We start from the raw sequence: 20,692 nt of genomic DNA, 5'->3' as shown, positions 1-20,692 counted from the left end.
ATCCTGGAGATATCCGTTTCATGTCAACAATTGATGTACGCCGCACTCATTCCCTCGACAAAGAGCACGCCCGCCAGGCGGCGGAAACCCTGGCTGAGGATCTGTCAAAGCAGTTTGATGTGAACTATCAGTGGGAAGGGGATCATCTCAAGTTCAAACGCAGCGGCGTGAAAGGCCAGTTGGAAATCACCGATAGCAATCTCCATGTTCACCTGGAACTGGGCATGATGCTGCGGCCGTTCAAATCGCGTATTGAGCAGGAAATCCACTCCCAGCTTGATCAGATTCTGAAGGCCTGAGTTCCCCCTATTTCGTTAAAGGTCACTCGGTAGCTCAAACGGTTTCGGGTGGCCGTCCAGGATGTTCTTCATGACCCGTTTCTCTCGCGTGACCAGACGGTCAATCAGTAGGTCTACATTGTCCATTTTACGGAACGCGGAATAGCCCCGGTGCAGGAAACTGTGCAGATCGCTGAGGCCCGCCATCTCGGCCGGTGCCCGGCTCATTGAAAGCAGCCAGCCAAGGGTGCGGTTGCGGACATAGCGGTCGAGCTGGTGCCCCACCTCAGCCACCAGGGTAATCTGCCGTTCCCGTTGTTCCAGTTGCTGGCTGCTGCGAAAGATCTGGCAGTAGGCGTCGCTGGAAAGTTCGCTGGGAGAAAGGCCGCTTGAATGGCAGAGTTCGGCCAGCTCCAGGTCCAGCCGTTGGGTAATCAGGTTCAACTCCACCAGCCCGGCGAAGGTGTCCAGCAGGTTGTCCGGGAGCCACTTCACCATCTTCGGGAATACGCGGTCGATGTTGTCGTCGCGTTGGGTCATGCCGGCGGGGGCGTAGAGGTCCGTCAGCAGGAATTCCAGGCCGGTGTGGTACCCGGGGTGTTGGTAGAGGTCCGCGTGGGTGGCCTTCAGGCGCTCCGCCTGCCAGTCCGCTATCCGGAAGGTGTGTTCCAGCAGGGAGTGGGTGGCTTTGTACTGGCGGAAGTCGTGGTAGTCCAGCAGCAATTGCTGCAACCGTCGCGCGCTGTCGGAATGGGTTGGGGTAGCGACTAGGCGCTCACGATACATGGGTGTGTGGCTCCACTGGACCTGCAACAGAAACGCGCCAGTTTAGCGGAGCCGGGGCTCGAGTGCAGCTGTGCTAACCCTGGGCCGTCGCCGGCAGGCTCTCAAATCCCGGCACCCATTCCTTGCTGTCGAGTGTAATAAAGTGGCTGGGAGCCTCGGTTTCGACAATCCGCATGGTGGTCGGGCTTTGGCGTGCACTGGCCAACATGGCCTGTCGGTCCAGTATTCGGTCCACAGCCGGTATCAGGAAGGTGCCGTAACGAACCTTGCTGTACACGCTGGTGTCTGTTCTCTCCATCCAGGCCATCAGGTTCTCTATGTTGCGAACAATGGTCAGGTGGTCCTTGGTGGCGGAAAACAGTTTGCCCAGCAGCTGCTTCTTGCGTGGGTTCATTTTGCCGAAGAAGGTTTGACCATAGGCGGATGAGGGAGCGCTGTTTATCAGGCGAATCAGCCAGGGCCACATGCCATGGCTCACCGGCTCCAGTACCGCCGTTACCAGGGCAGAAAGACGCCCCTGGGGCAGAACGGGTGCTTCCAGCACCAATTCCACGTTTTCATACAGTTCCGGCCATTGATTGATGGCCTCAAGGATGACGGCGCCGCCGCGAGAATGGCCATGTACGCGGATGTTGTCGGTGCTGGGCAGGTTCGCCAGGGCCTGGTTGAGAATACAGGCGTCGTACTCGATAGTGCCGTCGAGGTGTTTGATAGGCACTTCCCAGTCCGGTGCTTCGGGCGTTACGCCGTTTACGGGAATGTGATAGTTGCTGCAGGTCAGCAGGATCAGTTCGGTGGTTGGTGCTTCGTAGGCCTGGGTGAAGTAGCAGTGATTTTCCAGAAAACCGTGGACGCCAATAACGGTCTGTTCGGCCTTGCCGCTGTGATTGCGGACGGAAACGGCGCCTGTGCCGACGCGGAAGACTCGCCCTGAGAACATCTCCGAGTAAGCGCTATCGATCGGTTTTATCAGTTTTCGTACATGGCTCGCTTTCATGACTGCTCTCCTTCAGCACCTGATGCCTGCCTTTTATTGGTCTTTATGGGCGCTGGTACATTCAGTTGTACCGATTTCTGCCACCGCAGGTATTGGCACTGATTACTGTTTTACGCTCAGTCAGGGCCAATAGACGTTTGGCGAACAGTGCGTAAAGGCACGTGTAGTGCCTAATAACCATTTCATCAAGCCTTATTCCCAGTATAGGGGTGAAAGGTTACTTCCGTGTAACTTTTTGTAACTACGTGACGCCGACAGCCTTATGGAGCCTTCAGGGCTTGTCTGGCACAATGCGGGGTCAACTTTCCATTTCTTGCAGCATTTATCCGGGGACAGACAGGTTTGAGTCAAAAGGAATCGCATCTGCTGTTGCCTGTGGACTCGGCCTGGCTGGCTCTTGAGCGGCCCGAAAACCCCATGACGATTACCGTTATGTTGCGGGTGGAAGGGCTCACGGAAGCCCGGTTGCTGGAATTCCTGCGTATTTACTGGCTTGCCTGGGAGCGTTTTCGCTATATGCCGGTTCGCCGCGCCCCTGGCTGGTGGTGGGAAGAGGACCCGGTATTTTCGCTCCACCACCACCTGCAGGTGGTCGGCGGCGAGCTGGACCGGCAGGCCTTGCAGGACTGGGTGTCAGCCCGGTTGAACCAGCCATTGCCCACGTACCGTCCGCTCTGGAAATTCTGGTTGCTTCCCGATGCCGAGGGCGGCGCCGTACTCCTTTTGCGCATGCACCACTGCTACGCCGACGGGCTCTCCCTGCAGGGCATATTTGACCGGTTGTGCCCGCCGTCGCCGCAACAGGCGCCGGTGCTTTACGGCGCGGCGGAACAGGCGGACATGAGGCGTTGGGGAAGAGCCGCCAATGCCTGGCTGCGTGAGCTGACGGACAGCGAGTGGCCGCGGGAAGAGGCGGGTCCGGAGGACGATATTCCCCGCAACGGTGGCACCGCCGGTCGCAATGCCCTGGAGCGGGCGACCTGGAAAAGTGTCAAGCTGGTCAATGAGCTCAGCCAGTTCCTGGTAGAGCCGGAAGATACGGACTCCTCCCTTAAGCGGTCGCTATTGGGACGTCGCCAGTGCCGCTGGTCGCAGCCCGTGGCGCTTGAACGTTTTCGCCGGATTGCCACGCTTACCAGCGTTACCATCAACGATGTGTTACTCAGTTGCGTGGCGTCTGCAGTCCGCAATCGGCTTGTCGCGGACGATACCGATATGGATGAGGCAGTGCTTCACGCGGCGGTGCCAGTGGATATCCGTAACCGCCTGCCGGAAGGGGTAAAGCCGGAGCCCGGGACTCTGGGTAACTATTTCGGGACGGTGTTCGTGCCGTTGCCGGTGGACGGTGAAAGTTCCCTGGAGCGGCTGTTCCGCATCAAGCATGAAACCCGCAAGCTCAAGAAAAGTTGGCAGCCCGGCCTGTCCTGGGCGCTGACAGGCAGCGCACCGCTGATTCCCGAAGCCTGGCGTCAACCTGTGGCGGATCTGTTCTACCGCAAGGCCAGTGCGGTGGTGTCGAACGTGCCTGGTACCCGTGATGAACGGTATCTGGCCGGTTGCCGCATTCTGGAGCAGATGTTCTGGGTACCCCAGGCCGGGGATATCGGGCTCGGCGTCAGCATTGTCAGTTACGCCGGCCAGGTCCAGTTCGGTGTGGTGGCCGATGAGGCGGTCATGGCCGATCCCGAGTGCTTCCTGGATGACTGCCTGCAAGAGTTGGAATGCTTTCCCCTCTGACGGGTAGTAGTCCCAAAGTTCTGTTTTCATAGCCTCCTAAAAGATCAGAAAACCTGCCCCCTTGGCGCATTTTCCACCCCCGCTGCTTCGCCGACCATTGAATTCAGGCGAAAGAATGCGCCTGAGACACGGGTAACCACCCGCTGCTCAACACCCAGATTCAATAAAAACCGGGGGAGTTTATGAACAACAACAATTTCCGAAAGTCAGGGCTGGCCATCGCGATGGTTGGTGCGATGTCGGTCAGTGCCGGCGCAAACGCGGCAATCGAAGTGTACAACGAAGACGGAACCAGCTTTTCCGTGGACGGCTATTTCAACGCCTTCTACGTTAACCGTGACGACAAGCTGAACGACACTCGCAATTCCGACGTGAAAATGGGGTTCCTGCCCAATACGATCGGTTTCAACTTCAGTAAGGAAATGGGCGACCTGACTCTGGGTGGCCGGTCTTCGTTCTGGTCCACCATCAACGACAGCCTGCAGTCACCGACGGATACCGCTATCGATGTGCGCCAGCTGTACGCCACGGTAGACGGTTCTTTCGGTCAGGTGCTGATTGGTAAGGACTTTGGTCTTTACGCCCGCTCTAACATCTTCCTGGACGAAATCCTGATGGGCTTCGGTTCTCCGGGTGCGGCAACCGGCGTTTCTTTTGGCAATATCCGCACTGGGTACCCTTACCCTAATCCATCGGCACAGATTACCTATCGGACCCCGGATATGGGCGGCTTGAAGGTGGCTGCTGGTATTTTTGAGCCTGCCAATACCACACCGGGTGCGGAGTCAGAACAGTCCGCGCCGCGTTTCGAAGCAGAGGTTACCTACAGTGCGGACCTGAACGGCCTGGCGTTGACAGGCTGGGTTAATGGTCGCCATCAGAGTTCCGAGAATGCAACCACCGAAGTGGACAGCCAAGGCCTTGGTTACGGTCTTAAAGCGTCCGTTGCAGGGCTGTCGCTCACGGCCTCCGGCTTCACCTCTGAGGGCGACGTTCCTGTATTGCTGACCGATGCGGCCCTGACTTCGGAAGAGGACGCCGACGGCTACCTGCTCCAGGGATCCTATACCCTTGGCGCCAATCGCCTGGTGTTGTCCTACGGTGAAACAGACTCTGACCAGGGTGATTTCGAAACAGAGAACACCTCGGTCGCGGTCTTCCATGATGTAAACAGCAACTTCAAGCTGGTTGCCGAATACAACATGTTTGAGCAGACCACGAAGTCCACCGGCGCGGATGCAGCAGAGTTCGACACCCTGGCGCTGGGTGCTGTGATCACGTTCTGAGTGTTTGAAGAGTGCCCCAGCACCGGCAAGGATTCCCGGCGCCGGGGCCTCGAACTTAAGACTAAAGTGCCGGTTTGCTTTCCCGCAAATCGGCAGCGCCAGCAGGCATTGATTCAGGAGGGTTTTTAATCAATGGCTTACGATCATTTTGGCGCGCCAATTAAAAGCACTGAAGTCGCATTGGCTCCGTTTGCGGATTCCGTAGAATCGAGTGAAAGCCACTCGGTTTCGGAGCGCGTATCCATGAAACCCGTTACCACGCTGCCTGCCGTTCGGGTAGCCAGCTCCCATGTTCGTGATCCGATGCTGGCCGCCACCAACCTTGCCAGCGAGCTCAGTCATGAACACCTCGGCTGTGTCCTGTTTTTCTGTTCCGCTGAATACGATCTTGGTCGTTTGGGCATTGCCCTTGAACATGTCTTTGATGGCGTGCGGGTCAGTGGTTGTACGTCTGCGGGGGAAATTACACCGGAAGGTTACGGCCGGGGCTGTATCACCGCTATTGGTTTCGACCGGCGTTACTTTTCTATTGAATGCGCCCTGATCAGTGAGCTTGAGCATTTCACCCTTCACGACGCCCAGGGGGTCATTGATGGTCTGTTGTCCACCTGTCGTGATGCCGGCCTGGCATCGGTCAAGGGCAACACCTTTGCCATCACTTTGCTGGATGGGCTGTCGAGCCGGGAAGAGCTTGTGCTGGCGACACTGAATGCCGCGCTCGGCACTATCCCACAGTTTGGCGGATCCGCGGGCGACGACGAGCGCCTGGCCAATACCCACGTGTTTTTTGAGGGCCGGTTTCACACCGGGGCCGCTACTGTGATGCTGGTTAATACGCCGTTGGACTTCCGTGTGTTTTCCACGCACCACATGCAAGCCCGCGAAGAAAAACTGGTGGTTACTTACGCAGATGCTAAGAGCCGGACCGTCTATGAGTTGAACGCGGAACCGGCAGCGGAAGCCTACGCCCGCGCAGTGGGCGTAGCGGTGGAAGAGCTTGACCGCAAGGTGTTTGCGCTGCGACCGATGGGCGTGCGGATCGGGGGGCACTATTTCGTGCGCTCGGTACAACGGGTGAACGCCGACGGGAGCCTGACGTTCTACTGCGCGGTGGAAACCGGCATTGTCATGACCGCCATGGAGCCTGGCTCACTTCTTGAGAGCGTGCGCACGCAAATTGAAGCCTCCGAACGGGTCGTGGGGCCACCACTGGTGACCATAGGCTGCGACTGCTTTCTTCGTCGTCTGGAAGCGGAGTTCACTGGCGTTGTAGATGAAGTGTCAGATTTCCTTCGTCATCATAAGGTCATTGGCTTCAATACCTATGGTGAGCAGTTCGACGGTATGCATATCAATCAGACGTTTACGGGGGTGGTGATTGGTCAGCCCGATGCCGGTTACGGTCACAACTGAGGCTGATCCCGACGACCGCAGGGATCAGCGGATTGCCGAGCTGGAGGCGGAGAACGAACGCCTCCGAAAGATAAGGGACGCTCTTATTGTTCGGGTGGAATCCGGCTCGGCTCACAAACCCGAACCCTATGCGGCGTTTGAACACTCGGTGGTTCTGGCGGAGCAGGTGCGGGAACGTACGGAAGCGCTCAACCAAACCATGGATGAGCTCAAGCACAGCAACAAGGCCCTGAACAGGGCCCGCGAAGAGGCTGAAACCACGCGCCAGCGTCTGGCAGACGCTATCGAAAGCATTGCTGATGGCTTTGTGCTTTTTGATCACCAGCACCGCCTTATTCAATGTAACAGCCGGTTCCGCAGTTACTGGGCCGATGCCCGGTTGGATGTTCCTCCCCCCGGCACTTCTATCGCCGATCTGAAGGCCATGGCGATCAATTCCGGGCTGGTGGTTGAAGAGCATGTGAATGAGTCCTCAGAAGGGGCGGTGTTCCTGCTGTCCAACAGCCGTTGGGTGCAGATGACGGAAAGGAGCACCCGTGAGGGTGGGCTGGTTGTTCTTTACTCGGACATTACTGACGTCAAGAACAGTGAAATGGCTCGCCGAATCAAGGCGCTTGAAGAGAGCGAGCGCTGGATCCGCGTGGTGACGGACCATGTGCCCGCACTGATCGCCTACGTGGGCGCGAACATGACCGTGCAGTTCTGCAACAAGGTTTATGAAGCCTGGTATGGGCGCAATGGCGAGTCGCCGCTTGGTAAACACCTGGAGAACATTCACCAGCCTGAGCTTTACCAGAGGCTAATGCCTCATATGCAGGCTGTGCTCAGGGGTAATAGCGTCAACTTCGAATTCGAGGAAACCAACGACACCGGAGAGACCCGCTACATGCTCCGCGCCTACGTACCAAACGTGGACGACCACGAGGAGGTTATCGGGTTCTTCGTGCTGATCCGGGACATTACCGACCGCCGCAAGACCGCGCTGGCACTGGAGCAGGCGTACGATAATCTGGAACGGCGGGTGAAAGAACGTACCGCAGCTCTTACCGGCCTCAACAGTCAGTTGCGACAGGAAATCAGTGAGCGGGCGGCGGTGGAAGCGCGACTGCGTGACGCCAAGATGGACGCCGAGCGCGCCAACTTGTCGAAAACCAAATTTCTGGCGGCGGTCAGCCATGATCTGCTGCAGCCACTGAATGCAGCTCGCCTGTTCACCAGTTCTTTGTTGGAGCACTCCTTCGGGCCCAAGGCCGAGGGACTGGTGCGATCGGTAAGCACCTCCCTGGACGATGTGGAAAACCTTCTGGGCACCCTGGTGGACATTTCCAAGCTGGATGCCGGCGTGATCAAGCCGGACATCATGGCCTTCGACTTGCGGGACCTGCTCAACAACATCGCCCGTGAGTTTCGTCAGATGGCACTGGCGGAGGGGCTGACGCTGGACTTCGTGCCATCCTCGGCAATCGTGGAGTCCGACTCCCAGCTACTGGCGAGGATTCTTCGCAACTTCCTCACCAATGCCATTCGTTATACCGGCACCGGGCGCATTCTGCTGGGGTGCCGCCGGCATCGGGAGCATGTATTGCTGCAGGTGTGGGACACCGGCCCTGGTATTCCGGAGGACAAGCTGACCGAGATTTTCCAGGAGTTCAAGCGCATTCGCCCCGCTGGCTCGCAGCCGGACAAGGGCCTTGGGCTGGGGTTGGCGATCGTCGACAAGATTTCCCGCATGCTGGGTCACGAGGTGACGGTATCCTCGATACAGGGCAAAGGCTCGGTATTCAGTGTAAAAGTGCCGGTCGGGCAGTTGTTGCCCAAACGGCCGACAGCAGATGATGACCGCGCGGTGTCAAACCATGGGGGACTGGGTGGCGCCAGGATCTGGGTGATCGATAACGACCACGCTATCTGCCAGGGCATGCAGACGTTGCTGGAAGGCTGGGATTGCCAGGTGGTTTCCGCGGTTTCTCTGGAAGATCTTGAGCGGCAGGTGGATCCGGCCAAGTGCCCCGTGGACCTTATTCTGGCGGATTATCATCTGGACAACGACGAGAATGGAGTAGATGTGGTGGCCGAGATCAATGGCCGCCGCCAGCGCCCGGCTCCGGTGGTCATGATTACCGCCAATTACACCAACGAGTTGAAGCAGCACATCCGCGAGCTGGGGCACGTGTTAATGAACAAGCCTGTGAAGCCGTTGAAGTTGCGCAGTGCGCTGAACCACCTTTTGAGAGGGTGATCTCCTACCGTTTCAGGTACTGACTGAAATCCACGTCGCTGGCCGACAGAATCGCCTGCACCCGGTTGTGAACCCCCAGCTTGCGAAGAATCGCCGAGACATGGGCTTTAACCGTGGTCTCTGCGATGTTCAGGTTGTACGCGATCTGCTTGTTGGATTCCCCCTTGGACATGCGCTCCAGTACCAACAACTGGCGGCGGGTCAGGGAGTTCAGCAGCTCTGGTGAAATCGGGTTGTCCTCATGCCGGCTGCGGCGATGGGTGTTTTCCTTGCCGGTTCGGATGATGTCTGAAGGCAGGTAGACATTGCCGTTGAGGATCTGCTGGATGGCCTCCGTCATCTGGGCGCGGGGAGAGGACTTGGTGATGAAACCGCAGGCACCGTAGGTAATGGCCTGCAACACCACCTGTTTGTCTTCCTCCGCCGATACAATGACTACCGGGATGGTTGGCGCTTCGTTCCGCAAGGTAATCAGACCGTTCAAGCCGTGCATTCCCGGCATATTCAGATCCAGCAGAATCAGATCCAGATCATCGTTTTCGCGGGTAATGTCCAGGGCGCTGTCCAGGTCGGCGGTTTCAATGATCTGACTACCGCTAAAACCGGTCGATATCACGCTGCTGATGGCCTCACGAAACAGCGGGTGGTCGTCGGCAATCAATATTTTGTAGGTTGGCTCCATGGGTGGATCCACCGGTTTGTTGTCATTATCAGGGATGGTTTCCGAAACATCATAGCGCTTTTCGGGAGAGAGTGCGGCATCGGGCTCATTCAGCATGGCGGCCTCCTGGGACAGGGGATCTCCCAAGTGGGGTGTGATCCTCTGTTTATTATTGTGATGATTGCATTACACGCTATCCGCGCCCCGGGTTGAATGCGACCATCGCACCAAAAAACAGGCACCAAAGTACTATTCTTGCCGGCCGGCGGGCTTCGTATCGTGGAGGGATGAGTCAACAAACCATAACAATGCCTGATCCTGTGTTTCCCGGTGCTGCTGTCCGCGCTGCCTGGATGGCTATGGTCATCCTGTGGTTGGTTTTTGCGCAACCCGGGGCGGCTCATGCCCGCGATAATCAACCGTTGCCCGTGTTGTCCGTCAGTGTGTTGCAGTTCGGCACCGCTCACTGGGAGTTGGACCACATAGTCCACCAGGGGCTGGATCGGAAGAACGGCTACCAATTGGATCTCACGCTGGTGGCCAACCTGCCCGCGTCCCGACTGGCGGTAACCAGTGGTTCCGTCAACGGGGCTGTAGCCGACCTGCATTGGGCTCAAGCCCGTTTTGAGGACGGGGCGCCCTATCTTTACGTACCGTTTTCATCCCAGATTGGCGATATCGTGGTGGCTGAACACTCCGATATACGCGCCGTGGCCGATCTGGCCGGCAAGCGTATCGGCGTTGCAGGCGGGCCGGACGGCAAGGGCTGGATACTGTTGCAAAAGGTTGCGGAACAGCGAGGGATCAATCTTGCGGCATCCGCCGATGTGCAGTTTGCCGCTCCACCGCTGCTGAGTCAGGCCCTGAGGCGGGGCCAGGTGGATGCCATCGTCACCTACTGGCATTTTGCCGCACGCCTGAGAGGTGAGGGCGGCTGGCGTTCGGCGTTCAGAATGTCGGATCTTCTTGTCGCCATTAATCTCGACCGGAACTTGCCGGTTTTGGGGTATGTTTTTCCGGCTGATTGGGCGGAAGACCATCGCGCGTTGATGAACCGTTTTGCCAGATCGTTGCAGCAGGCCAAGAACGAGCTCTCGGATAGCGAAAGGTTCTGGCAACGCCTGCGGCCACTGATGGGTGAGCCTGACGACGCTGTATTTCAATCGCTGCGGAAAGGGTTTGTGGCAGGCGTACCATTACCGCTAACGGACCAGCGCATTGCGGGCCTGCATCGTCTGCTGGCGCTCACCGGTGCCAATCCTGACAATCGTATGCCCACCGACCTGTTCCACCGGGGCCAGCCGTGAGAGCCTTCTCTGGCCGCCCTCCGGCCTGGAGTTACTGGGTGGTGTTGCCGTCTCTTGTCTTTTTCTGGGCGGCGGTTGCCTGGGTGATCAAGTCCCCCTTGCTGCCGTCTCCCCTCGACGTTTTAGATTCCCTGATGCAGGAATCCGAATCCGGAGCCCTATGGCACCACCTTGGTGCCACACTAGCGCGTGTGGTGGTGGCCTTTGCATTGGCCATGCTGCTTGGTACCGGGATTGGCATTGTGATGGGGCGCTCCCAAACCACCAATGCGCTGTTCGATCCTTTGCTGGTCCTGCTTCTTAATCTGCCCGCGCTGGTAACCATCATCCTGATGTATGTCTGGTTTGGCCTGGTAGAAGTGGCCGCGGTGATGGCGGTGGTGATCAACAAGGTCCCCAATGTGGCGGTGACGGTTCGGGAAGGCGCGCGGAGCCTGGATTACCGGCTCGAGGACATGGCTACCGTCTACGAGTTCACCCGCTGGCAACGGTTTCGTGAGGTCTGGGTACCACAACTGTTTCCCTATCTGATGGCGGCTACGCGTGGTGGCTTGGCTCTAATCTGGAAAATCGTGCTGGTGGTCGAACTGTTGGGGCGTTCCAGTGGTATCGGATTCCAGTTACACATGGCCTTTCAGGTGTTCGATGTGGCTGCCATCCTCGCTTACAGCCTGGCCTTTATAGCCGTTGTACAACTCATCGAGCTGGCCATCCTGCAGCCCCTTGAACGCCGGTCCAGCCGCTGGCGTCAGCCGGAGGTGGCCCATGCTTGAACTACGAATAGCCGGCCGCAGTTTTGGCAAACCCGTGTTGGGCGAGGTTTTCGCCACCATTGAGCGGGGCGATCGTATCTGCCTGTTAGGGCCATCCGGTATTGGCAAAACCACCCTGTTGAATGCTATCGCCGGGCTCGATAAGGCACTCCCGTCGGATGCCATTGTTGGCTGTGACACGCTGCGGATTGGCTATCTGTTCCAGGAGCATCGATTGCTGCCCTGGCGAACCCTGAACGCCAACCTCAAGCTTGTCGGTGCCAGTGATGAGGAGGCTGAGAGTGCCCTGGGCCAGGTTGGTCTCGCTGGATATGGGCATTACCTGCCAGATCAGCTCTCCCTTGGCATGGCGCGGCGGGCCGCCCTCGCACGTTGCCTGGCGGTTGAACCGGACCTGTTGCTATTGGATGAACCCTTCGCATCTCTTGATCCGGTAATGGCGAGTGAACTGAAAACACTGATTGCCGGAATCCTGGACGCCAACGCCAGCATGGCCATGATTTGCGTAACCCATGATGGGCGCGATGCTGAGATCCTGGCGAACCGGCTATGGTATCTGGATGGTAGTCCGGCGCAGCTGCAATGGGACGATGCCATTGGCGAGCCCAGTTTGATCAGCGATCTTCTTGGGAAGTTGCGAGACTCGGAGGGCGTGGACCTGGTTTAGTGAAAAAACGTGACACTCGAATTGTTGCCTTCGTGAAACATCGGCTAACATGGCCAGCTTGTCTTTTACCGTCAACAAGGAGTGCTGACGATGGGCTTTATGGACCTGGTCCCGGTATGGGACCTGAAGGCCTACCACCTTCCCCGCATTGAATCCCCCTTTATCGCGACCAATAGGGCTAGGCGTCTTATCCAGGACGATGGCAGTGTCCGCGCTCGCATGGAATCGGCGTTCGGGCCCCAAACCCGCAGCGGCCATCATCTGACCGAAACCGTCTGCCGGGCAGTCAGCGATAATAGGCTGATGCTTGTCTATACCGGGTCCGGACGGCCCCTTTCTCCTGTCGTGAGCTGGCTGCCAGACGACAGCCTGCCCGCGGGAGGACGCTGGCGGTTACGCAGTGGCGGAATGAATTTACCTTATGCCATTCAAAAAGGCGTAGCAGAGCTGAATGCCTGCGACATTACTCCTAAACAGCTGCGCCAGTATCACCCCCAGGGCATTGGTGGGCTGGGCGTTGGGTTGTTCTCGGCGAATTATCGTCAATGGCGGAGATCTGAGCGTGAGTCGCAAGACGGGGCGGAAGATCATCGATTGAGCCTGCCGCTGGGAGCAGCCGCTTTGGTGGCACCGCTGAATGTTTCGGCGGCAAAGGCGGCCGAGGACGCCAAAGCCGATCCGCCCAAAGTACATCTGGAAGTTGGGATATTTACCGACGGCACCATGAACAACGCTGCCAATGCCCGCTCGTTTGCCCAGCAGCTGGAGCGGGATTGTCTGATTCCCTATGAAAACGATGAGATCAGTCGGGAGGAGTGTGAGTGGCGGCTGTCGATGTTGATGGGTGGCAGTTATGGCAATGCGGTTACCAATGTAGCGAAGCTGTGGGACTCCTATCCGGAAAATGAAGTTGAGTCAGAGGGTTTCATTACCTACCGACGTTCTGTTTATGCACCCGGGGCCGGCACGAAGACAGGTGACAGTGATGTGCTGTATGGGGCAGCCACAGGTATGGGTGAGGCGGGTGTTATCCGGCAGGTAAGCGAGGCTTTCTCACAACTGGCGTTGCGATTGAGGGAAACCTTACAAGGCAGGGCGATCGACAAGTTAACCTTGGATCTGTTTGGCTTCAGCCGAGGTGCGGCGGCGGCCCGTCATGCCGCCCACGAAATCAATTTGGGGAGGAGTGGCCGACTCGCGCAGGTTCTGGAGGATAGCGGTATCCTTTGGCCAGAGCATGTCCAGATCCGTTTTGTCGGGATATTCGACTCCGTGGCAGCAATCGTTAACCCGTTAGCAGGCGACCTGTTGGCTCACAATGACCGCAACTATCCGGTTAAGCTTTATCTCGATCCTGGCAAGGTGGGAAAAGCTGTGCACCTGACCGCTGCCCATGAGCATCGTAAGAATTTTGCCCTAAACAGTCTTAGGAATAGCAGTGGAAGCCTCCCTGAGAACTTCAAAGAGATCACGCTCCCGGGCGTCCACTCTGATATTGGCGGCGGTTATAGCGACAGTCAGAGAGAAGAAGTGTTACTCAGTCCTATGCTGCAGGTGCCCCAAAACCGGATACGCTGGCCGGAGAAGACCGCACAGTGGGACAATCTTGAAGCCCTGCGTCGGGAGGTGGTCGCGGAAGGTTGGATCGGCCCCTATTGCTTGCCTGTACAGCAGGCAGATCCGACAAAAAGTTTTGGTTCTGATGGGCTTGCAGGCCTGGAGATTGCCACCCGTCATCATGACCATCCGGCACCGAACGGCCGTGCGGAGCTGGGGCTGAGAATGTTGCGACAGATTCGGGGAGAGTATTCGCGCATACCCTTGAGATTGATGCATCGTCTGGCTGTGGAGAAGGGAGTACCGCTAGATGAAATTGATCCCACGGAGGAAACTGTATCGGTGCCGGCAGAGCTGGAGCCTATCCTGCAAGAAGTTCTGGAGCAGGTTAGCCGGGGGTTGGATTCACCTTCTCTTGACAGGGAACAGCAAGAACTACTGCTCCAACGCTATATCCATTATTCAGCGCACTTTAACAGTATCGAGACTTTAATCGCGGGTGTGCCATCAAAATTTGAGGGTATATACCCTCATGCTCCATCGCTGTCCCGTGAACGTACTGTATACCCACAGATGAAAAGCAAATGATGATTAGCAAGATTTTAGTCACAGGTATAACTATTCTTACCATTCTGTTCAGCGGTTGTGCAGCATCCGTTAAAGAGGGTGTGCCCTGGAGCATCAGAGTAGCCGCGCCAAAGCATTATGAAGTGTGGGTGGAGCAGATGTTCCTGGAAAAGACCGGTGAGCGTAGTTGGCGCCAGCCGATTGGGTCAGTAGGTTGTTGCTGGCGAGGTGCACGAGGGCCTTCTGGTAAAGGGGCCAGTGTTGAACCGTTCCCTGAGCTTATCTTTCTGAAATGGTTCTCCTTTGCCGAGCAGAAATATTACGTCAAGCTAATTGAAGTGCCACAGGCGCTTCAGGAACGCATGCTGGAACCTGCCTCTTACAAGACCCAAATTGACGAGCGCACTGGCCCGAGGCATTCCATGGTTATCGGTCTGGCTCCCGGAGGCACCGTAGTGGTCTGGATCATGAACCAGATTGGCAACGAGATCGAGGTGATGCGAATGCAGGCGTCAGAAGGACCAGGAGATCCTTCCGACTTCACGGAACGCACGAAAGGCTATCTAAAACGGCACGGCGACTACCTCCAAGAACACGGCATACCAACGGAAGGTTGGTAAGCCGGCACCCTGCCTGCCGAACGCCTCTCGGTCAGGCAGGCTTTGTCCCCAGTATCTTGGTCCTCTGTGGCCGAAACCCCGCCGTTGCCAAAAGCGCCAGCACGACCGTTACACCGGCGGTAATGCCGAAGGCGGCGGGGTTCCACTCCAGATACAGCGAAAACCGGATCGCTTCCACCGCGTGGGTGAACGGATTGAACTGGCAAACCCAGTACAGCCAGGGGCTGGCTTCGTTCATTTTCCACAGTGGGTACAGCGCCGAGGACATGAAGAACATCGGGAAAATGACAAAGTTCATCACCCCCGCAAAGTTTTCCAGCTGCTTGATCCAGGTGGCAATCAGCAAGCCCAGTGCTCCCAGCATCAGGCTGGTTAGTATCAAGGCTGGCAAGACGGCCAGATAACCCCACAATGGTGGCTCCACATCCACCAGCAGGGCCAGAAGCAGAAAAACATACACCTGCCCGACCGACACTACGCCCATCGACAGCAACTTGGTTACCAGCAGGAACGGCCGGGGCAAAGGGCTCATCAATAACACCCGCATACTGCCCAGTTCCCTGTCATACACCATGGAAAGAGCACCCTGCATGCTATTGAACAGGATGATCATCCCGCACAGCCCGGGGGCGATGTAGGTCTCGTAGGTGATGTAGGTCTGGTAGGGCGGAATAATGGAGATGCCCAGCACGGCCCGGAAGCCGGCGGCAAACACCACAAGCCACAGAAGCGGCCGGACCAGGGCACTGGCGAAGCGAGTGCGTTGTTGCCAGAATCGCAACCACTCCCGCGTCTGGATGCCGACAAAACAGTGCCAGTAATGGGCCGCTTTCATGATTATCCTGCCCCCGTCAGCGAGTGAAACGTTTCCGCCAGGTTCCGGGCGCCCTCGGCTTCGCAAATGTCCTGGCCGGAGCCATCGGCCAGCAGTTGTCCCTGGTGCAGGATCAACACCCGGTCATCCTGTTGCACCTCCTCGATCAGGTGCGTCGCCCACAGCACGGTCAGGCCGGCCTCGTCGCACAGAATGCGAACATGTTCGTTGAGCGCTCTGCGACTTGCCACATCCAGGCCGACAGTGGGCTCATCAAGCAGCAACAGAGAGGGCTCATGAAGCAAGGCCCGGGCAATTTCCACACGCCGACGGTGGCCGCCATTGAGCTTGCGCACGGGTTCGTTGGCGCGCTCGAGCAGTTCAAAACGAGCCAGCTCGCGATCACCCCGCGTTCGGGCTTCTTTGCGAGATAAGCCGTGCAGCGCGGCGTGATACTGGAGGTTCTGGCGCACGGTCAAATCAAGATCCAGAGCGTTCTGCTGGAACACCACACCAATCTGGCGCATGGCCTCGGATGGCTGTTTTTTCAACGATTGACCGGCCAGCAGGAGTTCGCCTTGTTGGAGCGCCAGAAGCCGGGTTAACAAACCAAACAGTGTGGACTTGCCGGCGCCATTGGGGCCCAGAAGAGCGTGGAAACGGCCAGAGGTCAGCGCGAAGCTGACCTCTTTGAGCACGGGCTTGTCGCCGTAGCGAAAGCAGATGTGGCTGGCTTCAATGGTCATGCTGGTGTTATGAGGACGGATCAATGACCACACCCCAGGGGTAGCGGCCGACCTTGATGGATTTGATCACCTTCAGGTCTTCGACATCGATCACCGAAACGTCTCCTGAAACGCCGTTGGTGGTATAGAGATGTTTCTCATCCTTATCGAGATCCAGTTGCCATACCCGACTGCCCACCAGTAGATAATCCAACACTTCATAAGTCTGGGCATCGACGACTGCAACATGATTTGATGGGCCGAGCGCTACGAAGGCGTATTTGCCATCGGAGGTCAGCTCGATACCGACGGGCTGAACGCGGTCCTGATTCACGCCAGGAACCTTGAACGACATCTCATGGATCTGCTCCAGATTGTCCACATCGATGATGTGCACGGTGCCGCCGATTTCCGCCGAAGCCCAGGCAATCTTGCTGTCTTTGCTGAATTCCACGTGGCGGGGGCGTTGTCCGACAACGATGTTCTTTTCAATCTCAAAAGTCTCGGTGTTGATCCAGTGCAGCATGCTGGTGGTTTCACTGGTGTTTACCGCCCACTTGCCGTCCGGGCTGACGGCCATGCCTTCCGGCTCGATGCCGACGTCAATCTGGGCCAGGACGTCTTTGGTGTCCACATCCACCACTGTGACGATGGCGTCGTCCTCGTTGGCGATGTACAGATGCTTGTTGTTCGGGTGAAGTGAGAACTGTTCGGGATCTTCACCGGAGGGTAGGGTGTCGACGATCTTGCGGGTCGCCAGATCCAGCACCTGCACAGTGTCGTCGTCACTGGCGCAGATATAAAGCTTGGTGTGGTCCTTGGACAACAGGATGCCCCGTGGCCGCTGGCCCACATCAATGGTCTCAACAACTTCCCGGGTCTCGGTGTCGATGATGGAAAGGGTGTTGTCTTTTTCGTTGGACACGTAGGCAAGGCTGGCCATGGCCGGTGTCGACAGGCCGACTATAGCGGCTAGAGCGGTGTGCTTGAGCAGAGACTTCATGATGTAACTCCTTTTTGTTTTAGAAAGCTTCCGCCAGAGCGGTCAGCCGTTAATGCGACAGTTGCTCTCGGGTTTGTCGAAACCGAGCGTGTCCATGTTCGTGTTGGGATGCAGAAACCCTTCGAACGGTGCCCTGGCAACCAGTCCCCGTGGATGAACCAGGGGAATTGGTTGTCGAAGTTGGCCGTTCCAATCGCGATAAGTCAGCTTGCGGCCCTTGAAGGCGGCAAGCTGGAATTTGTCGCTGAACAGAAAATGTCGGATTGCGTTGGGGCTTGCGTCACCCAAGTCAGTGACGGCTGTACCGATGGAGCGAATGGCTGCCCAAGTGGCATAGTCCTCGCCGTTCATGTCGCGGCCAGCCAGATCACGGAAGCGGTTTTGCAGTTGAGCGGCGCCCCAGCTTTCCACTACCCGGTGCCAAGTAACGGGGGACATCCCCTGAGTGCCGACGACAGGGCGCGGCAGCCAGGTGTTGAACGGCACGTACTCGCCAAAATCGCCGCGAACATCGGCCACCACAACGGCATCGTAGTCGCTGGCCTGGGTAAACAACGGCAGTTCCCTGGAGGCGGTGCGGCGAAGGTCGGCGTCAAAGGTCCATGGTTTGTCTTCAATAACTTCCAAACCGAAGCGCTTGGCAGATCTGCGAAAGGCATTGGCCCAGCCTTTGTCGTCGTCAGTGGGCCCGGTAATCAAGAGAATCTCGTTCCAGCGCCGTTGGTTCAGCCACTGTGCCAGTGCGTCCGTCAGCATGGCGTAGCTGGGCATGGTATGGAGCAGGTTGGCGTTGCATTCGATGGTTCGAAGCTCGTCCGCTTTTGAACCGGCGTTGAACAGAAGTGTGTCCGCGCCCGACGTTGCGGTCATTCTCTTCAATGTCTGTGCCGGAGCGTTCACCACGACGAGTTCGATACCGGACTCACGGAGTTGGTCGAAGGCGGCCATCGCCTCGGCTTCCGAGTCGGCAACCCTGCTTTCCAGGGTGTAGGTCTGCCCGAGAAACTTCCCGGTGGTGCTGTTGTCCTGCATGCCCAGCTCCGCGCCTTTCAGGCCGGCGTCTTCCGGTTCGGGAAGGACATTGGACAAGACCGGGCCCTGGTCCGGATGCCATTGCACATACCCTACACGTACCTCAAGAGAATCTGCTTTCAGCGGGGCGGTGCTGAGGATGGCTGCCAGTATTGCGGTTGCAGTCCTGAACAAAAGAGACATGAAGTTCTCCGGTTTATTGTTGTGCTTCCAGCTTAGAGAAGGGAAAAAGTCCCGGAAATATTCAGAAAGTAGGAAAGTGCCGGTACTAAAGAACTATTCCGGTCAGAAATAGGGCGTTTAGCATGATTGGTATAGGTGCCAAAGCCTTTGACTGGACAAAAATAATGACGGCTTACCGGAAAGTTTCCCTGACCATGCTGGCGGTATTTGTTGTCGTGTATCTGCTGGGTGCAGCGTTGTACATTGGGCAGGCGCAGCACGACGTTCAGCGTGAGCTCACTGGCGTGTCAGGTCTGGCGAAAAGTTTGGGCGATCCTCAAGGTCTGCCGGCTAATGTGGTTGAGAATATGCGGCACATAAAGCCAGTGGCCGGCAAGACAGGCGATCATGGGCATGTGCCTTCCTGGTTTTCGTCCATGGTGTCGGGACAGATGTCTTTTCCTTCGGTCAATGGCTGGAGTATTGACCCCGCTGATGAGGTAGAGGAAATCTGGGAAGGGTTCCTGTTGGTTTCCTTTTCCTACGCAGTGGGTATGGTTTTGTGCTTCATGGCACTCTACGGAATGGTCAGGCAGGGGCTTCGGCCCCTGGTTTCATTGGCAAGCGCTCTGGAGGCTGTGGCCGGGGGGGAGCTGACGTCCAGGCTGCCAAGGCAGAGTATCCGAGAACTGGATACCCTGGCCGGTCGGTTCAATGCAATGGCCACCGCGCTGGAAAAGGAACAGAAAACCGTCAGCCACCTGCTGAACGAACTGCTGCAGTTACAGGACCGGGAGCGATCACATATTGCCCGTGTCTTGCACGATGATCTTGGCCAGTATCTCACCGGTATTCGTGCGCAGGCGCGAAGCTGGGTGTACGACCCCGAATTGAACGAACGACAGAAGCAACAGGCAAAAGATCTAGCGGGACACTGTGAAACCGTGCAACAGCATTTCCGTCATTTGTTGCAGGATCTGCACCCATTGGTGATGGAGCAACTTGGCCTGGACAGCGCCATTCGACACCTGGCGGAACAGTGGCAGCAGTTGAGCGGGCTGGACTGTCGGCTTGATATGGATACGCAACTGCCGCAACTTACCGATGAGCAGCAGACACATCTCTATCGTTTCCTTCAGGAGGCGCTGAACAACATATCCCGACACGCCAGAGCCCGTTGCGCAATACTGGCGGTTGCTCAACATTCCGATGGACTGCGGATTGACATTCGGGACGACGGCGCCGGTGCAGAGAACTTTCCCGCGAAGGCGGGCCTGGGCATTCGCTCCATGTGTGAGCGGGCGCGATGCCTCGGCGGAGAGGTGCAGTTTTCCAGCAAGGTGGGTGAAGGCACCCGAATACGCCTTGCGGTGCCTTTGTCTGAATCCATTACAGCGCCAGGAGGTGCCGTGTGAAACTGATGATCGTTGATGACCATCAGGTTGTGCGTCAGGGGATTGCCAACCTGCTGAGGTCGATGATACCCGCTGTCGCCATTGTCGAAGTGGAAACAGGACAGGATGCGGTTGCCCGTTACGCGGACCACCAGCCGAATGTCGTGCTGCTGGATATGGGGTTGCCGGATATCTCTGGCCTGGAAGTGGGGCGCCGACTTCGTCAGCGCTGGCGCAGCGCCGCCATTCTGTTCTTTACCATGCACGATGAACTGCCAATGGTGCGCCAGGCCCTGGATGTTGGTGGGCTGGGATTTGTATCCAAGAGTTGCGCCCCCGAAGAATTGGCGGAAGCGGTCAAACGGGTAGCGGCGGGCCAACCCTACATCGAGCACCCGATTGCGACCCGGCTGGCTATGAATCAGGAAAGGCCAGTGGATCACCGTCTGCGCGATATAACACAGCGGGAGATGGAAGTTTTGCTGATGTATGCCCGGGGTGAGAGCGTTCCGGGGATTGCCGGGCGCCTGTGTGTTAGCAATAAAACGGTATCCAACCACCTGGCGGTATTGAAAAGCAAACTGCAGGTGGCTTCGTCAGTGGAGTTGATTCACTTGGCTGTGGATGCTGGTCTGATTCGGTACGGTCAATTGGGAGAAGGCCAGCGGGTGTGA

The 20,692-nt window shown here is 57.4% G+C and carries 19 protein-coding genes; 12 read left to right on the top strand and 7 right to left on the bottom strand.

What is annotated here, in order from left to right; all coding sequences use genetic code 11:
- The first annotated feature begins 20 nt into the window (after positions 1 to 20).
- Positions 21 to 299, top strand: coding sequence for a polyhydroxyalkanoic acid system family protein (locus tag AAGD24_RS17290; protein ID WP_007153181.1), 279 nt, complete (start codon positions 21 to 23; stop codon positions 297 to 299).
- Between the two features lie 15 nt (positions 300 to 314).
- Here AAGD24_RS17290 and AAGD24_RS17285 read toward each other — a convergent pair whose 3' ends face one another.
- Positions 315 to 1,064 carry a hypothetical protein gene (locus tag AAGD24_RS17285; protein ID WP_085678905.1) on the bottom strand — a complete coding sequence of 250 codons (750 nt, stop codon included), beginning with the start codon at positions 1,062 to 1,064 and terminating at the stop codon, positions 315 to 317.
- Between the two features lie 73 nt (positions 1,065 to 1,137).
- Positions 1,138 to 2,061, bottom strand: a complete 924-nt coding sequence (locus AAGD24_RS17280) for a hypothetical protein (protein ID WP_007153179.1) — start codon at positions 2,059 to 2,061, stop codon at positions 1,138 to 1,140.
- A gap of 342 nt (positions 2,062 to 2,403) precedes the next feature.
- Between AAGD24_RS17280 and AAGD24_RS17275 the strand changes: the two genes are divergently transcribed.
- The 4 genes from AAGD24_RS17275 (at position 2,404) to AAGD24_RS17260 (ending at position 8,736) form a co-directional block, all read left to right on the top strand.
- Complete coding sequence (locus tag AAGD24_RS17275) at positions 2,404 to 3,798, top strand: WS/DGAT domain-containing protein (RefSeq protein ID WP_228210090.1); 1,395 nt, start codon at positions 2,404 to 2,406, stop codon at positions 3,796 to 3,798.
- 182 nt (positions 3,799 to 3,980) lie between these two features.
- Positions 3,981 to 5,084, top strand: coding sequence for a porin (locus AAGD24_RS17270; RefSeq protein ID WP_213479784.1), 1,104 nt, complete (start codon positions 3,981 to 3,983; stop codon positions 5,082 to 5,084).
- Between the two features lie 243 nt (positions 5,085 to 5,327).
- The gene (gene nosP, locus AAGD24_RS17265) at positions 5,328 to 6,497 is read left to right on the top strand and encodes a nitric oxide-sensing protein NosP (RefSeq protein WP_379865763.1); all 1,170 of its coding nucleotides are present in this window, start codon (positions 5,328 to 5,330) and stop codon (positions 6,495 to 6,497) included.
- The gene (locus AAGD24_RS17260) at positions 6,475 to 8,736 is read left to right on the top strand and encodes a NahK/ErcS family hybrid sensor histidine kinase/response regulator (RefSeq protein WP_228210091.1); all 2,262 of its coding nucleotides are present in this window, start codon (positions 6,475 to 6,477) and stop codon (positions 8,734 to 8,736) included. The genes nosP and AAGD24_RS17260 overlap by 23 nt, the downstream gene beginning before the upstream one ends.
- A gap of 4 nt (positions 8,737 to 8,740) precedes the next feature.
- On the opposite strand, the gene AAGD24_RS17255 is transcribed toward AAGD24_RS17260, so the two are convergent.
- Positions 8,741 to 9,418, bottom strand: a complete 678-nt coding sequence (locus AAGD24_RS17255; protein ID WP_041336792.1) for a response regulator transcription factor — start codon at positions 9,416 to 9,418, stop codon at positions 8,741 to 8,743.
- 266 nt (positions 9,419 to 9,684) lie between these two features.
- On the opposite strand from AAGD24_RS17255, the gene AAGD24_RS17250 reads away from it, so the two are divergent.
- From AAGD24_RS17250 to AAGD24_RS17230, 5 genes are all read left to right on the top strand, one after another.
- Positions 9,685 to 10,704 (top strand): ABC transporter substrate-binding protein, encoded by a 1,020-nt coding sequence (locus AAGD24_RS17250; RefSeq protein ID WP_228210092.1) that lies wholly within the window; start codon positions 9,685 to 9,687, stop codon positions 10,702 to 10,704.
- Positions 10,701 to 11,477, top strand: coding sequence for an ABC transporter permease (locus tag AAGD24_RS17245; RefSeq protein WP_041335208.1), 777 nt, complete (start codon positions 10,701 to 10,703; stop codon positions 11,475 to 11,477). The genes AAGD24_RS17250 and AAGD24_RS17245 overlap by 4 nt, the downstream gene beginning before the upstream one ends.
- Positions 11,470 to 12,144 carry an ATP-binding cassette domain-containing protein gene (locus AAGD24_RS17240; protein WP_126811488.1) on the top strand — a complete coding sequence of 225 codons (675 nt, stop codon included), beginning with the start codon at positions 11,470 to 11,472 and terminating at the stop codon, positions 12,142 to 12,144. Before AAGD24_RS17245 ends, AAGD24_RS17240 begins: the two co-directional genes overlap by 8 nt.
- A gap of 303 nt (positions 12,145 to 12,447) precedes the next feature.
- A complete protein-coding gene (locus tag AAGD24_RS17235; RefSeq protein ID WP_227665044.1) occupies positions 12,448 to 14,289 on the top strand; it encodes a DUF2235 domain-containing protein in 1,842 nt (613 codons plus the stop codon).
- On the top strand, positions 14,286 to 14,888 hold the full coding sequence (locus AAGD24_RS17230; protein ID WP_228210093.1) for a DUF2931 family protein: 603 nt from the start codon (positions 14,286 to 14,288) through the stop codon (positions 14,886 to 14,888). Before AAGD24_RS17235 ends, AAGD24_RS17230 begins: the two co-directional genes overlap by 4 nt.
- Positions 14,889 to 14,919: 31 nt before the next feature.
- Here the strand turns inward: AAGD24_RS17230 and AAGD24_RS17225 are convergent, their stop codons facing one another.
- The 4 genes from AAGD24_RS17225 to AAGD24_RS17210 are packed head-to-tail and all read right to left on the bottom strand — an operon-like array spanning position 14,920 to position 18,645.
- Positions 14,920 to 15,723, bottom strand: a complete 804-nt coding sequence (locus AAGD24_RS17225; protein WP_091642756.1) for an ABC transporter permease — start codon at positions 15,721 to 15,723, stop codon at positions 14,920 to 14,922.
- Positions 15,724 to 15,725: 2 nt separating this feature from the next.
- Positions 15,726 to 16,448: an ABC transporter ATP-binding protein gene (locus AAGD24_RS17220; protein ID WP_228210174.1), complete on the bottom strand. Its 723-nt coding sequence runs from the start codon at positions 16,446 to 16,448 to the stop codon at positions 15,726 to 15,728.
- 7 nt (positions 16,449 to 16,455) lie between these two features.
- Complete coding sequence (locus tag AAGD24_RS17215; RefSeq protein WP_228210094.1) at positions 16,456 to 17,430, bottom strand: YVTN family beta-propeller repeat protein; 975 nt, start codon at positions 17,428 to 17,430, stop codon at positions 16,456 to 16,458.
- 42 nt (positions 17,431 to 17,472) lie between these two features.
- On the bottom strand, positions 17,473 to 18,645 hold the full coding sequence (locus AAGD24_RS17210; RefSeq protein ID WP_228210095.1) for an ABC transporter substrate-binding protein: 1,173 nt from the start codon (positions 18,643 to 18,645) through the stop codon (positions 17,473 to 17,475).
- Between the two features lie 164 nt (positions 18,646 to 18,809).
- On the opposite strand from AAGD24_RS17210, the gene AAGD24_RS17205 reads away from it, so the two are divergent.
- Both AAGD24_RS17205 and AAGD24_RS17200 read left to right on the top strand, forming a co-directional pair.
- Entirely contained in the window at positions 18,810 to 20,039 is a 1,230-nt protein-coding gene (locus tag AAGD24_RS17205) for a sensor histidine kinase (protein ID WP_228210096.1), read from the top strand.
- A complete protein-coding gene (locus AAGD24_RS17200) occupies positions 20,036 to 20,692 on the top strand; it encodes a response regulator transcription factor (RefSeq protein ID WP_036210434.1) in 657 nt (218 codons plus the stop codon). The genes AAGD24_RS17205 and AAGD24_RS17200 overlap by 4 nt, the downstream gene beginning before the upstream one ends.

The sequence above is a fragment of the Marinobacter sp. M5B genome (genome assembly GCF_042604615.1).
Taxonomy (GTDB): Bacteria; Pseudomonadota; Gammaproteobacteria; order Pseudomonadales; family Oleiphilaceae; genus Marinobacter; species Marinobacter salarius.
This window is presented reverse-complemented; position numbering and strand designations above follow the sequence as displayed.

Coding starts and splice junctions, on each gene's coding strand:
- AAGD24_RS17290 (WP_007153181.1), top strand. CDS start 21: ATGTCAACAATTGATGTACGCCGCACTCATTCCCTCGACAAAGAGCAC.
- AAGD24_RS17285 (WP_085678905.1), bottom strand. CDS start 1,064: ATGTATCGTGAGCGCCTAGTCGCTACCCCAACCCATTCCGACAGCGCG.
- AAGD24_RS17280 (WP_007153179.1), bottom strand. CDS start 2,061: ATGAAAGCGAGCCATGTACGAAAACTGATAAAACCGATCGATAGCGCT.
- AAGD24_RS17270 (WP_213479784.1), top strand. CDS start 3,981: ATGAACAACAACAATTTCCGAAAGTCAGGGCTGGCCATCGCGATGGTT.
- nosP (WP_379865763.1), top strand. CDS start 5,328: ATGAAACCCGTTACCACGCTGCCTGCCGTTCGGGTAGCCAGCTCCCAT.
- AAGD24_RS17260 (WP_228210091.1), top strand. CDS start 6,475: ATGCCGGTTACGGTCACAACTGAGGCTGATCCCGACGACCGCAGGGAT.
- AAGD24_RS17255 (WP_041336792.1), bottom strand. CDS start 9,418: ATGGAGCCAACCTACAAAATATTGATTGCCGACGACCACCCGCTGTTT.
- AAGD24_RS17250 (WP_228210092.1), top strand. CDS start 9,685: ATGAGTCAACAAACCATAACAATGCCTGATCCTGTGTTTCCCGGTGCT.
- AAGD24_RS17240 (WP_126811488.1), top strand. CDS start 11,470: ATGCTTGAACTACGAATAGCCGGCCGCAGTTTTGGCAAACCCGTGTTG.
- AAGD24_RS17235 (WP_227665044.1), top strand. CDS start 12,448: ATGCTTGTCTATACCGGGTCCGGACGGCCCCTTTCTCCTGTCGTGAGC.
- AAGD24_RS17230 (WP_228210093.1), top strand. CDS start 14,286: ATGATGATTAGCAAGATTTTAGTCACAGGTATAACTATTCTTACCATT.
- AAGD24_RS17225 (WP_091642756.1), bottom strand. CDS start 15,723: ATGAAAGCGGCCCATTACTGGCACTGTTTTGTCGGCATCCAGACGCGG.
- AAGD24_RS17220 (WP_228210174.1), bottom strand. CDS start 16,448: ATGACCATTGAAGCCAGCCACATCTGCTTTCGCTACGGCGACAAGCCC.
- AAGD24_RS17215 (WP_228210094.1), bottom strand. CDS start 17,430: ATGAAGTCTCTGCTCAAGCACACCGCTCTAGCCGCTATAGTCGGCCTG.
- AAGD24_RS17210 (WP_228210095.1), bottom strand. CDS start 18,645: ATGTCTCTTTTGTTCAGGACTGCAACCGCAATACTGGCAGCCATCCTC.
- AAGD24_RS17205 (WP_228210096.1), top strand. CDS start 18,810: ATGACGGCTTACCGGAAAGTTTCCCTGACCATGCTGGCGGTATTTGTT.